The organism is Butyricimonas sp. Marseille-P3923, assembly GCF_900184685.1.
GTDB lineage: Bacteria > Bacteroidota > Bacteroidia > Bacteroidales > Marinifilaceae > Butyricimonas > Butyricimonas muris.
This window is the reverse complement of sequence record NZ_FXXL01000007.1, coordinates 1,027,737-1,041,174: the sequence shown is the minus strand read 5'-3', so window position 1 is coordinate 1,041,174 and position 13,438 is coordinate 1,027,737. Positions and strand designations below refer to the sequence as shown.

General features: G+C 45.6%; 10 protein-coding genes. 7 read left to right on the top strand and 3 right to left on the bottom strand.

Annotated features, from left to right (window positions below):
• Positions 1–39: 39 nt before the first annotated feature.
• Positions 40–306: an HU family DNA-binding protein gene (locus CS948_RS15910; protein WP_099292666.1), complete on the top strand. Its 267-nt coding sequence runs from the start codon at positions 40–42 to the stop codon at positions 304–306.
• A 158-nt stretch (positions 307–464) separates the two neighbouring features.
• Here CS948_RS15910 and nusB read toward each other — a convergent pair whose 3' ends face one another.
• Positions 465–1,412, bottom strand: a complete 948-nt coding sequence (gene nusB / locus CS948_RS15905; RefSeq protein ID WP_255302043.1) for a transcription antitermination factor NusB — start codon at positions 1,410–1,412, stop codon at positions 465–467.
• 117 nt (positions 1,413–1,529) lie between these two features.
• Between nusB and recN the strand changes: the two genes are divergently transcribed.
• The 6 genes from recN (at position 1,530) to CS948_RS15875 (ending at position 8,866) form a co-directional block, all read left to right on the top strand.
• Positions 1,530–3,188 carry a DNA repair protein RecN gene (recN, locus tag CS948_RS15900; RefSeq protein ID WP_099292665.1) on the top strand — a complete coding sequence of 553 codons (1,659 nt, stop codon included), beginning with the start codon at positions 1,530–1,532 and terminating at the stop codon, positions 3,186–3,188.
• Between the two features lie 10 nt (positions 3,189–3,198).
• Positions 3,199–4,035 (top strand): enoyl-ACP reductase, encoded by an 837-nt coding sequence (locus tag CS948_RS15895; protein ID WP_099294589.1) that lies wholly within the window; start codon positions 3,199–3,201, stop codon positions 4,033–4,035.
• A 67-nt stretch (positions 4,036–4,102) separates the two neighbouring features.
• Positions 4,103–4,675: a 3'-5' exonuclease gene (locus CS948_RS15890; protein WP_099292664.1), complete on the top strand. Its 573-nt coding sequence runs from the start codon at positions 4,103–4,105 to the stop codon at positions 4,673–4,675.
• 21 nt (positions 4,676–4,696) lie between these two features.
• Positions 4,697–6,238 (top strand): replicative DNA helicase, encoded by a 1,542-nt coding sequence (gene dnaB / locus CS948_RS15885; RefSeq protein WP_099292663.1) that lies wholly within the window; start codon positions 4,697–4,699, stop codon positions 6,236–6,238.
• 250 nt (positions 6,239–6,488) lie between these two features.
• Positions 6,489–8,291, top strand: coding sequence for an LTA synthase family protein (locus tag CS948_RS15880; protein ID WP_099292662.1), 1,803 nt, complete (start codon positions 6,489–6,491; stop codon positions 8,289–8,291).
• Positions 8,292–8,473: 182 nt separating this feature from the next.
• Positions 8,474–8,866: a fibronectin type III domain-containing protein gene (locus CS948_RS15875; RefSeq protein WP_099292661.1), complete on the top strand. Its 393-nt coding sequence runs from the start codon at positions 8,474–8,476 to the stop codon at positions 8,864–8,866.
• Positions 8,867–8,950: 84 nt separating this feature from the next.
• On the opposite strand, the gene CS948_RS15870 is transcribed toward CS948_RS15875, so the two are convergent.
• Positions 8,951–12,178, bottom strand: coding sequence for a hypothetical protein (locus CS948_RS15870; protein WP_099292660.1), 3,228 nt, complete (start codon positions 12,176–12,178; stop codon positions 8,951–8,953).
• A 67-nt stretch (positions 12,179–12,245) separates the two neighbouring features.
• Complete coding sequence (locus CS948_RS15865; RefSeq protein WP_099292659.1) at positions 12,246–13,436, bottom strand: metallophosphoesterase; 1,191 nt, start codon at positions 13,434–13,436, stop codon at positions 12,246–12,248.
• Positions 13,437–13,438: the final 2 nt, after the last annotated feature.

Sequence of the window (13,438 nt, the reverse complement as noted above, 5' to 3'; positions counted from 1 at the left end):
TTAAGTTTGCAAAATGAAATAATAAAAAGTGAGGATAATATGAACAAACATGAATTAATTAGGATTGCGGCTAAAAAGAGCGGAGTGTCACAGAAAACAGCAGAAAAAGTTGTATCGTCAATTCTTGAAACAATTTTAGAGAGTCTTAGAAATGATGAGGCTGTATCCATGTTGAATTTTGGAAAGTTTTCCATAAAAAAATATGATGCTCGCAATGGCTATAATGTTGCAACAAAGAAAATTATGACGATTCCGGAGAAAAAAGTTGTCCGCTTTAAAATAGCGAAAGGCACTGGTTTAAAATAAAACAATTTTAGCCCGGTAGAATAATGAAAGGCATAGAAAAATGCCTCTTGTATGCGGTACGTATAAATATATGCGTACCCGTAATTTAATAAACCTAAGGGCAAAAAGCGTTTTGACGCGTTTGCCCTAGTCGTGGTATTATCCGGATAGCTTCTTGTTTATTCCATTAATCCTCTACCAATCTTTTTGATTTGATTTTTCTCTTTGAGCAAGATAACCACTTTATCCAGTACCCCGTTGATGAAACTGCTACTTTTGGGCGAACAGTAGTTTTTGGATATTTCGATAAACTCGTCCAGAGTAACTTTTACCGGGATAGACGGGAAATATTTTAACTCGGCGATGGCGATGTCCATGATTAATTTATCCATTTCGGAAATACGGTCTAATTCCCAGTTGGCGGTAAACTGATCGATGATTTCCATGTTCTCTTTCATGTCGAGGATGGATTTCCGGAACAGGGTTTTGGCAAAATCCAAGTCTTCGTCTTCATTGTATAGGGAGATGAAGAAAACGGTGTTTTCCGAGTAGTTTTCTTTCATGTTTTTAACTGTCTTGTAGACGATGCTTAACACCAGTTCGAAATCGTCGTTCCAAAAGATGTTTTTCTCTTCCATTGCCTGCTCGAAGTCTTCGTCAACGGCGATAAGTTCTGAAATCATGTCCAACACGAGTTGCTTGTGGTCGTCATAAGTAACGGTCGGTTTGTTCATGTACAGGTTAAAGAAGTCGGTTTCTACCAGCTTGTTGTGTAAGGAAACTACCACGTCTTGACACTCGTTTAATGAAACGAGATTGGTTGAAACGTATGTTTTGAATTTCCGGTTTTCGGCTATTTGGTTGATTACCGGGTTATCGATGAACCGGGTGTTCGGGTTTAAGTCCTTGTGGGATGCAAGCTTTCGATTGCGGGCGGCATCTATTTTTAGAAACGCGTGACGTTGGATCTCTGTAATCAGAAGGAAGACGTGGTAATACAGGTCTGTACTCTTTGTAATACTCTTGAACAAATCTCGTTCCACTTCCGTGATTGTCACTCCCTCTTTCTTCGTGTAAGAATATAAAAGCTGTAAAACTTTAATTCTAATTAATCTTCTGCTTGTCATTTTATAAAGAACTATTGTTATATCGGGCACAAAAGTACGAATTTAATTGAAAATTGGAAATTGATAATTGAAAATTATTCGTTACTTTCGCACGGATTATGCAGTAAAGGATTAAAGATGATACGACATATACATATAGTAAATTATGCTCTGATTGACAAGACGGATTTGGAGTTGGAGAAAGGGTTTACGATTATCACGGGGGAAACAGGTGCCGGGAAATCTATTTTATTGGGGGCTATCGGGTTGACTCTGGGACAGCGAGCCGATGCTTCGGCTATCATGGATAAGGACAAGAAATGTATCGTGGAAATCACGTATGATGTCGCGGGGTACCATTTGCGGCAGTGGTTCGAGGATAATGACTTGGATTATGATGACGAGGTGGTGGTACGCCGGGAATTGAACGCGGACGGAAAGTCCCGTTCGTTTATCAATGATACGCCCGTGAATAATAAGGTTTTGAAGGAATTCGGGAGTTTCCTGATTGACGTGCATTCCCAGCACCAGTCTTTGTTGATTGGGCAGCCGGAATATCAATTGGAGATTCTGGATGCTTTTTGCGGCAATCAGTCTTTGTTGAAAGAGTACAGGATGAAATATGTATCCCGTCAGTCGTTGCTCTCGGAGTTGGAACAGGTGAAGCGGCAGGCTCGGGAAGCCGAGCAGGAGGAGGATTATTTGAAATTCCAGTTTAACCAGTTGGATGAGGCGAATTTGAGGGAAGGGGAGCAACAGGAGTTGGAGGACGAATTGGCCGTTTTGAATCATGCCGAAACTATAAAAAGTGTCTTTTCCGAGGCAACTTACGCGTTGACGGAGTCGGACGCACCTGTTATTCAAACATTGAAAGGTATACGGAATAGAATAGCCGCTTTGGATGAAGTGGTGAAGGAGGCAACGGATTACGGTCAGCGATTACATTCGGTGATTGTCGAGTTGGAGGATATCGCTGATGAGGCGGAACGGGTTGCCGAACGGGTGGAATATAATCCCGGACGCGTGGACGTGATAAATGACAGGCTCGGGGTGATGTATGACCTTCTGCACAAGCATAAAGTGGAACGGACGGAGGATTTAATCGCTTTGAAAGACACTTTGCGGGAGAGATTGAAAGGTATACAATCTTTTTCTACCCGCATCGAAGAGTTGGATACGCGAATTGCCGCGTTGGAAGCGGAAATGGAGGTTCTGGCTCGGAGGATTCACGCTGCCCGGGTGGATTCGGAAGGGAAATTGCGGGAGGAGATGCAGGGGTTGTTAGTGGGGTTGGGTATCAAGCACGCCTCGTTTAAAGTCGGGATTGTTCCCGTGGGGCATTTTACCCCGACGGGGAAAGATGAGGTTACTTTCCTGTTCTCGGCGAACAAGAATCAAGAGCCGGGTGAATTGTCAAAAGTCGCTTCCGGGGGAGAGATTTCACGCTTGATGTTGTCTTTGAAGTATATATTGTCCCGGACGAAACAGTTGCCTGTTATTATTTTTGACGAGATAGACACGGGTGTGTCCGGCGAGATTGCCCACCGGATGGCTGCCATGATGAAGGAAATGGCTGCCCGTATGCAGGTAATCAGTATCTCGCACTTGCCCCAGATAGCGGCGGCGGGAGATAGTCATTTTAAAGTGTACAAGGAAGATGACCACGCGGGAACTATTTCGCGGATTCGCCGTTTAACAGAGGAAGAACGGGTGACCGAAATAGCCGGGATGATTAGCGGAAGCGTGGTGAGTGAGGCAGCTTTGGAAAATGCCCGGTTATTACGGGAACAATTTTAATTTAATATTTATGAGTTACAATTTATTGAAAGGAAAGAAAGGAATTATTTTCGGCGCGTTGAACGAGATGTCTATCGCTTGGAAAGTAGCGGAGAAATGTTTGGAAGAGGGGGCGCAAATCGTTTTGACGAACACGGAATTATCTATTCGTATGGGAAAGGTGAAGGAGTTCGCGGAACAGAATAATATTCCTTTGATTCCGGCAGATGCTACTAGCGAGCAGGATTTGGAACAATTGTTTCAAGCGTCGATGGATTTGTTGGGTGGAAAGATTGATTTTATCCTGCACTCCGTGGCAATGTCTTTGAACGTGAGAAAGAAACGCTCTTACGATAATTTGGATTACGACTTTTTGCAGAAGACGTTGGATATTTCAGCCATATCGTTTCATAAGGTGTTACAGACCGCGAAGAAGTTGGATGCCATGAACGAGTGGGGTTCAGTGGTAGCGCTCTCGTACGTGGCCGCGCAAAGAACCATGTTCGAGTACAACGATATGGCGGATGCCAAAGCGATGCTGGAGTCTATTGCCCGCAGTTTCGGGTATATTTACGGGCGGGAAAAGCGGGTACGCGTGAACACGATTTCCCAATCCCCGACGATGACCACGGCAGGTAGCGGTATCAAAGGTTTCGATTCGTTGATTGATTTTGCCGAGCGTATGTCCCCGTTAGGGAATGCCGATGCGGACGAATGTGCCAATTATTGTATTACCTTGTTTTCGGACCTTACCCGCAAGGTTACCATGCAGAATCTTTTCCATGACGGCGGATTCTCCAGTATGGGTATGAGTTATCGGGCAATGCACCAGTACAACAAGAGTTTTGAAAACGATAATTCAAAATGAAATCGGATTTCCGGTTTGTGATAGTAGAAAATCATAAATCGGAAATCATAAATCGGATATAGAAAAGATGTTTTTATTTTTTGACACGGAAACGACGGGACTTCCACAACGGTGGAATGCTCCCATAACCGACTTGGATAATTGGCCTCGTATGGTGCAGTTGGCGTGGATTATGTGCGATGAGAAAGGGAATATTATTGAAGAACGGAGTGACATAGTGAAGCCGGAAGGATTTTTGATTCCGGCGGAAGCGTCCCGGGTGCACGGGATAACGACGGCGAAAGCGCAGGCCGAAGGTAAAGAACTGCTGTCTGTTCTGGAAGTTTTTTCAGATAAAATAGACGAGGCGTACGCGATGGTCGGTCATAACATCAGTTTCGACGAGTGTATCGTGGGCGCGGAGTTTGAGCGTAAACGAATCATGAGTTCGATGTTTTTGAAGCCGAAGTATTGCACGATGAAATCGTCCACGAAATATTGCAAGTTGCCGGGTGGGAAACAAGGATTCAAGTCCCCGAAGTTGTCCGAGTTGCATCAAGTGTTGTTCGGCGAGGGATTCGAGAACGCTCATGACGCGTTGGCGGACGTGAGGGCTACCGTGCGGTGTTTCTGGAAGTTGAAGGAACTCAAGGTGATGTGAGGAAAATAAATAAAAAAACGTATGGCTAAAAAGCAGGAATATAATTATAAATCATTACAATCGGATTACGGGAAGATGCCGCCGCAAGCGGTTGATTTGGAAGAGGCGATACTGGGTTCTCTGATGTTGGAAAAAGATGCTTTTATTACCGTGAGCGACTTTTTGAAGCCGGATTGTTTCTATAAAGAGGCGCACCAGAAGATATATCGCGGAATCCAGAATCTGTCCTTGAATAACGAGCCGGTGGATATTCTGACCGTGAGCGAGGAGATGAAGCGGTTGGGAGAACTGGAGGAGATTGGCGGTTATTATTATCTGGCACAGTTGACTTCCAAGGTGGCTTCTGCCGCCCACATTGAGTTTCACGCTCGTATTATCGTGCAAAAGTATATCCAGCGGGAGTTGATTCGCGTATGCACGGATATCCAGAATAAGGCTTATGACGATGCCACGGATGTTGCCGACTTGGTGGATATGGCACAAAAGCAGGTATTCGAGATTGCCGAGGGAAACATCAAGAAGGAGACGACGGCTATTAACGCTTTGATTGATGAAGCCATCAAGGGAATCGAGATTGCCGGGAATCGTCCCGACGGATTGAGCGGTGTGCCTTCCGGTTTCACGGCATTGGATGAAGTTACTTCCGGCTGGCAACCTTCCGACCTCGTGATTATTGCCGCACGTCCTTCTATGGGTAAGACGGCATTCGTGTTGTCTATGACCCGGAATATGGCGGTAAACCATAACCAGCCTATCGCCTTGTTCTCTTTGGAGATGTCTTCGGTGCAGTTGGTCAATCGTTTGATTGCCAGTGAAACCGAGTTGGGCTCCGAAAAGATTCGGAACGGGCGTTTGTCCGAAGACGAGTGGCAACAGTTACACGCGAAAATCAAAGCGTTGATAAAGGCTCCTATATATGTAGACGATACTCCGGCTCTTTCTATTTTCGAGTTACGGGCAAAATGCCGTCGTTTGCAGCAGCGTTATGGTATCAAGGTGTTGATTATCGACTACTTGCAGTTGATGACGGCGGGAGCCGATATGCGAGGAAACCGGGAGCAGGAGGTAAGTATGATTTCCCGGCAGTTGAAGATTATCGCCAAGGAGTTGAATATACCCGTGATTGCCTTGTCGCAGTTGAACCGCGGCGTGGAGCAACGTACGGGAGATGCCAAGAAACCGATGTTGTCCGACTTACGTGAGTCGGGAGCTATCGAGCAGGATGCTGATATGGTGCTTTTTATCCATCGCCCCGAACGTTACGGGATCATGGAAGACAGTATGGGAAACAGCTTGAAAGGGATTGCCGATATCATTATCGCCAAGCATCGTAACGGTGCCGTGGGGGAGATTCAATTGCGCTTCCGTAACGAGTTGGCTCAGTTCTGCGATCTGGAAGAGGTTTCTCCTTTTGCATCCGGTGGTTCAACGGTAAAAACCGTTACTTTCGGTTCCCGTATGAACGAGGATGCCGCTCCGCAAATGCCGCCCCTCGATACGGATTTCCGGGACGGGGGAAAGAGTTTCGAGAGCGGTGGTAACAGTGGGGCTGCACCTTTCTAATAATTGAAAATGGAGAATTGAAAATTGAAAATGAAAAGAACTCCTCTGTCAGCTGCGCTGCCACTAGCCAAAAATAGTGAGTATTTCAGCTCTCCCTCTGTTTATAGAGGGAAACTGGCGAGTAAGCGAGAGTAGCGGGGAAACTTGTTTCCACGTTACCGAGCGAGAGCCAGTTCGAGCGATAGCTCAATACCCCGAAGGGGGGAGGGAGTTCAATCTAAAATCATAAATCATAAATCTAAAATCATAAATGGTCAGGTTTTTATTGAAGTATTACGTGTTTTGGGTCGTGTTCTCGATCGCGGCAAAGGTGATCTTTCTGGTTTACCAGTGGAAAGAAACGGCGACACTCACCGGGTACGATTACGTGATGTTGTTCACGAAAGGGTTGCGTATGGATCTCTCTTTCGGGGGATACGTGATGGTATTGGCTTGCGTGATTATGGCGATAGGTGTGTTCCTGCCGCCCAAATGGTTGAAACGCGTGTATTCGGTAATAACCTTGATACTTTTGGCTATATCCAGTCTGATTGTTGTCGGAGATTTGGAGTTGTTTAAAAACTGGGGCTATCATATGGATGCGACCCCGCTATTCTATTTGAAAACGCCGGGAGAGGCAATGGCTTCGACTCCCACGTGGTTGATATTGGCATTGGTCTTGCTTTGTGCGGTTATGGTAGGGGTATTTTATAGCTTTTATCGCCGTTGGGTGGCAAATTCCTTGAAGCCGGTCCGGGAAGCTGCTTGGAAGAGCGTCGTTTATCTCCTTTTGGGTGGATTGATGATTATTCCGGTGAGGGGCGGTTTCAACGTGGCTCCGATGAACGTGAGTTTCGTGTTTTTTAATAACAAAAATATGTATGCCAATCAAGCGGCAGTGAATCCGGTATGGAATTTCTTGTACGAGGTGGCACACGTCAACAAGATTAAAAGCGACTTCGTTTTTATGCCGGAAGATAAGGCAAGACAGCTGGTGGACAGCGTGTACACGGAAACGGGTACTTTCCCGAGTGTGTTGAAAACGGATAAACCGAACGTGGTGGTGCTTTTACTGGAAAGTTTTACACTGAACGCTTGGGACGCCATGCCTAATTTGCAGGCGGTGGCGAAAGAAGGCATTTTCTTCTCGAATATATACGCCACGGGAAATCGTTCCGACCGGGGAGTACTGGGGGTTATCAGTGGTTTTCCCGCCCACCCGCAGGTGTCCATGCTGAAGTACCCGAATAAAACGTATCTTCATCCTCGTTTCCCGTTGGATTTTGAGGCTAACGGGTATAGTACTCGGTTTTATTACGCGGGGGATTTGAATTTCGGGGGATTTCGTTCCTACGTGACGATGAGTTTTCAAGGTAGCGTGACGGAGAATGATTTTTCCGGGGAAGCTATCGAGAACCGCTTCAAATGGGGGGTACATGACGGTTATATGCTGGAGCGGTTGTATGAAGATTTGCGTGTGGCGAAAACTCCTTTCATGTATATGGCATTTACCATGAGTAGTCACGAACCGTTTGTCGTACCCATGGAAACAAAAATTCCGGGAAGTGATACCGGTTCGAAGTTTAAAAATGCCATTGCTTACACGGACCAGTGTTTGGGTGAATTTTTTGAAAAGTGTAAAAAGTCCGGGATTTGGGATAACACGTTGTTCGTGTTGATTGCCGACCACGGGACTCGACACGTGGGAAACCTGCAACCTCATGCGCCGGAAACTTATCGTATACCGATGATATTTACCGGGGGGGCTATGAGTGTGCAGGATTCGGTGGTGAATACCTTGGGTTCGCAAACAGATATGGTAGCTACTATGTTGGCACAGTTGGGAATAGATGCTTCGGCTTATCATTACAGCAAGAATCTGCTTGACCCGAGTGCCGTACCTTTTGCTTTCTATGCCTTTACCAACGCGGCAGCCGTGGTGACAAGCAATGGAGCCTATATTTATGATTTGAAGTCTAAAAAAGATATCGGGGTGAATACTAATCCTAGAGATGAAGCCTTGTTGAAGGCCTATTTACAAATCGTTGACCAAGACTTCAAGGGAAGGCAGTAAGAATATAGGTTTATTCGTGAGTTTGACAAAATATGAAATTAATATGCTGATTGTTGCAAATAAAAGTAATGTGAATTGAGTTTTGTTCTTGTATCAAAATATTTTAATTGTAAAATTTGCGAATTTGCAATAAATTTTATATCTTCGTAACAAAGAAATACTAACTATTGAATCGTTAAGTTATGAAGAAAATTAATCGAAACTTTTTTAAGCCATTCATGTTTATTTGCATGGGCTTAATGGCTGTAATGCTTATGAGTGCGGCAGACCCGTATGATACTCCTGGAGCACCCGGAAAACCCGAAATGGTCGACGTTGGGAATAATTGGTGTACAATTAAATTTACTCCCCCAGCAAGTGACGGGGGTTCTCCTATCCAGGGGTATCGTATTGGTTGGAGATACAAAGGAGGAACATGGAATACGACACCTGCTGATAAATTACTACCTGGCTACAAAGTAACGATTACTGGTCTTACAGAAGGCAGTGAAGTTGAATTTCGTGTTAGTGCCGTAAATAAAGCCGGAGAAGGTCCTCCATCCGATGCGAGTGGATTCTTCTATATCAAAGATTAGATGATACTATTTCAAAAAAACATCACCTATAAAAAGCCAACTAATTCATAGTTGGCTTTTTATATTATAATCTTCCGCTTAAACTTACCTACTCACTTTCACCCATTTCATGGCATCTGCCACTACCAACTGAGAGTACTTTTCTTCACCCCATTTCTCTGTCACCTCAAACGGGGGAATACCCCGATCATCCAAAACGACACGGGATTCTCCTGCCGGTAAATCAAATTTTCCCAATGAAATCCACTTATCAGTATTGTCCCCAGTTCTCTCGATCACGATTTCTTCGCTTCCCTTCGGGGTATAGACTGTATAGTAATTCTTCATTCCCGGATAATTTGATTCATAGCTATATTCCCAAGCTCCTTCTTTAATATGAGATTGGTAAACAAGAATCTCGTATACCCCCGCTTCCGGAAGATTCGCTATCCACTCCGCCTTACAACTTCCATTTCCGGCAATCTTGATAAAGGCACTTTGAATCTCCTCCCCGTAAAACTTATCTTGCCCAATAAACGGTCTTCCCCACGTGCTCTTCTTGAAATCCGAACCAATCCTATATGCGTCCTCCTCTTCTTTCGTCAATCGATCTGCCAATCGCTTAAACCTGTTTCCCGACGAATCGATTAAATGAAAACCTTCGTCCTCGTTATCAACTATAATCTCCCCGAGAGGATAAAACTGATTTTTGTCAAGGGATTCGACACACTCTGCTGGAATATCCCCCTTCCACAATGGGGTGCCATGACCGCCCAACATAACTCGTTCCGGTACGCTCCTTGCGAAATTGGTAGATACAAAAAAATACAGTCTATCAGCCTCGTTGGCAATAATCCGCTTGTATTCTCCTGGTTTGACCAAGTAGCTCCGCCAATTGTCAATAACCCATTTCCCGTAATCATCTTCATAACCCCTGATTACCGAAACCAAGCCATCCACTTTACCGATATTGCCAACCTTGAAATCAACCGACTGCATATCCTCCGTCTGCCGGAATGTCAAATCCCTTATCGCCAACCTCGGTACATCATGCGTCGTGTACCAATCATCCACGAATGGTTTGATGTCCTGCCCGAAACGCTCGCAGAATCCCTCCATGAACACGTCAAAATCCACCTCTCGGAAACGGGCATTCTCGTAGAACTCCCGTGTGTAAGCGCACACCGAATTCCAACTGGTAATTGTAGTCAGGTAGGCGAGTAACTGCGAAACTTTTATGCTGATCAACTTATTGTATCCATTCGGATACTCTCCCCGGATTATTCTTTCCAATCCCTTTGCCGCAATGCTATCCAGCATCGGTGGGAATAAAATAAACTTGTCAAGCGTCGGGTTTGCTATTTTACCGAACAACATGTCTATCCCCGCGTACCTCTCGGAAGCAACACTCCAGTGGAAATCCGAGAAAAATCGTTCCACGTGTATATCCTTAAGGAAATAAAGAAAATCATTGAATAACATATATTCCTGTACATTCTTTTCTCTCAGTTTATCAGGAGAAATGTCGCCTGGTTTATTGTATTTATCTATTATCCGTTCCCCGAAAAATGCCATTTCCGGCTGGATATGATTATGGAAATAATAATCATTAAGGAAAGAAGAAGGTGCCTCCACGAATTTTAGAAGCTTGAAAGGATACGGGTTAGGCATAGTTCCTTCTATAAGGTTACGGCACTTGTTTACCAATTCCTCCCAATACTCCTCCGCGTTCGGATACCCCGCTATTTCATCCATCCAACCGTCAAACGGCTTCAAGTAAAAATCATTTCCCGGGTACGTGTAGAACTCCAACGTGATGGAATCCGCCACCACCGACCGCTTCACGTAATTGCCCATGCAAAGCGACAATCCGGTTAGAGCTTGTAAATTGCGGAACGTTACTTCGTCCTGTTTTTCCTCCGGAACGCCTTGCGATAACACCATCTGCCCGTCGGGATTCTTCACGTGCAACGTGTAATCCGTGAAATTTGTTTCTTTCGACGGTTGCAAGGCTACCGGTGCCACTGCCGCCGGGTACCATAGTACCTCCGGTATAAGCAGCGTGTAATCCCCTGACACGAATGCGGAACGTTTGCCGTATCGCTCTATCTTCCCCGATTGCCGTACGGGAGCGAAATACTCATCATCATCAATATTCATCTGGTAAATATCCTCATCAATATACCCGGCGTACTCCATTTCCAACACCACGCTATCTCCGGGAGTCAATGACCGCTCTACGACAACCACTTGTTTGTCCCTCTGAAAAGGTATTTCCCGTCCCTCCGACTCCAGCCGGCTGATTTTCAGTCCGGGATTCAGGAACAGGAGCAACTTTTCCATGTTCTTTGCTTTCCGATTCACCACCGCCATCCGGCTCACCGCCGAGAAATTCTTACCCTCGGGCATATAGGTGATGTCATGCGTCAAGATTCTTGCCTTGGGATACGCCTCGTACCGCGAGAATGTATCTCGGTACGCCTCCCGGTTCTCCCTGCGGGTCTGGAACTTATCGATGTAAATATATCCCATCCCCACGGCTAATACCAGTAACAGATCACCTGTCGCGTGATAAAACGCTTTCCGTCCCGGCACGTTGGGTAACCGCCTCGTGAAAGGAACTGCCAGACATAGTAATCCCAGCCCCAGTAACAAGAAGGTCCCCCGTTGCAACAGGCACACGCCGGAATGCATAAATCCCACGATCGAGGAAAAAGCTTCCGGCAGCAGGCTTCCCCGGAAATCCAGAATCCCGTGAAGTGGCTTCGTCAGGTAAAGATACGATATGCAAAGAAACCCGGTCAGCACGAACCAGCTCACGAAAGGATGTCGCAATATCCTGTTCACCAGTAACGACATCCCCGCCACGAACACGAACGTCGGCAACACATCTCTCAACAAGAAGGACAGATACACCCACGGGTTTACCGGCGAATCCGGAATAATCAAATTAATAAATAGCCAGAATGCCATGAAAATAACATCCACGACCAAAAAAGGAATGACCAGCCCCGCTAATTCCGCCCCGAAAATCTGGCTATTACTTAGTGACCGAATAGAGAGCACTTCCCGGCTATCCGCTTTCTTCCGAGCCCTCGACCTGTCGCAAGCCAAAAATACCACGACTAAAGATTGGAACAAATTCAAAAAATAGACTCCTCTCACTGGGATAGAGGACGCGAACACGATGTTCGCCCACGCCTCCTGATGAATGTCCCATGGGATTAGAAACGCCAGAGTGTAACCCAATACACCCAAGATAAAAAGACGGAACAACCAGTTCCTCCTTACTAACTTACTCTCGTAAGTAGTAGTAATTTGCCATCCTGCCATACACAACATTTTTTATTAGTACACATTTTAATAAATACTTGAATATTCTTATCTCATAAAACTTATTTTATTTACAATTGTTCGTTAATTCTATCAGCGTGATTTCCGGTCGTTGACCGATGCGTCCGGCAAAGCCGAGGTAGCCTTCGCCGCGGGAAACGTATAATTGGCGTCCATTCGTTTCGTACAATCCGTTGTATTCGGGGTAGATGTATTTTGAAGGACTCCACCGGAAGCTACCGATTTGTATCCCGATTTGCATGGCATGGGTATGGCCTGCCAGCATGAGAGCCACGGGATAGCGGATTACCTCGTCCCGCCAGTGTGACGGGTCGTGGGAGAGGAGTATCACCGTGTGTCCTTCCGTGCCTTGCAGGGCTTGTGGAAGGTTCCCGAAGCAGGGGAAAGGTGGACGTCCGCAATTCTCGACTCCGGCAAGATAAATCGTATCGGTACCGATAACGAGGGGAACATTGGTGTTGTTTAGCATGTGGAAGCCTGCCGCTTCCATGTTCTTGAAGAATTGTTTCAGGTTATCCGCCTGTTCTTCCCGGGTAGCCCATCTCACGTATGTACCGTAGTCGTGATTACCCGTGGAGGAGTAGACGCCGTATTTAGCTTTCAGTTCTTTCAATTGGTCAATCCACGGGTTCATTTCCGAGGCAAAGCTATTGACCATATCCCCGGTAAACACGATAAGGTCGGGGTTCAGTGCGTTGACTTCTTCCACGAGTTTTTTTATACCGGGATAATGCTCCCCGTAACTTCCCAAGTGCAGGTCGGTTAGTTGCACGATACGATACCCGTTGAAATTGTCGGGAAGTTCTTTAATGCATACTTGCTGGCGTTCTATTTTGTAGTTGCAGCGTCCCCACGTGATACCGTAAAAAATGACTAAAAAGGAGAATAGGGCGATGCCTAAAGCTGTTCTGCTTATAATATGGGCAGCCGGAATGCATTTAAATTGTCGTAACAGGATTGCAAACGCGTTGATAATGATATATAGTGTTTTCGGGGTATAAAAAAGTAAAATCACGGAAACGCCTTTGCCTACCCAAAAATAGGCTTCCGGTCCTTTCAACGTGGGAATAAAAAAATGGTACACGACAATACAGGCCATGAAAAACAAGGAGTGTGCCCAGAATAGACAAGTGTAAATTCGTTTTCTCAAGTAACGTCTGATTTGCAAATAGAGTAGCGAGTCATTCAGTAACACGCAGAGAAGTCCGGCGACGAGTATGAACAGTCCTGTTTTCATGT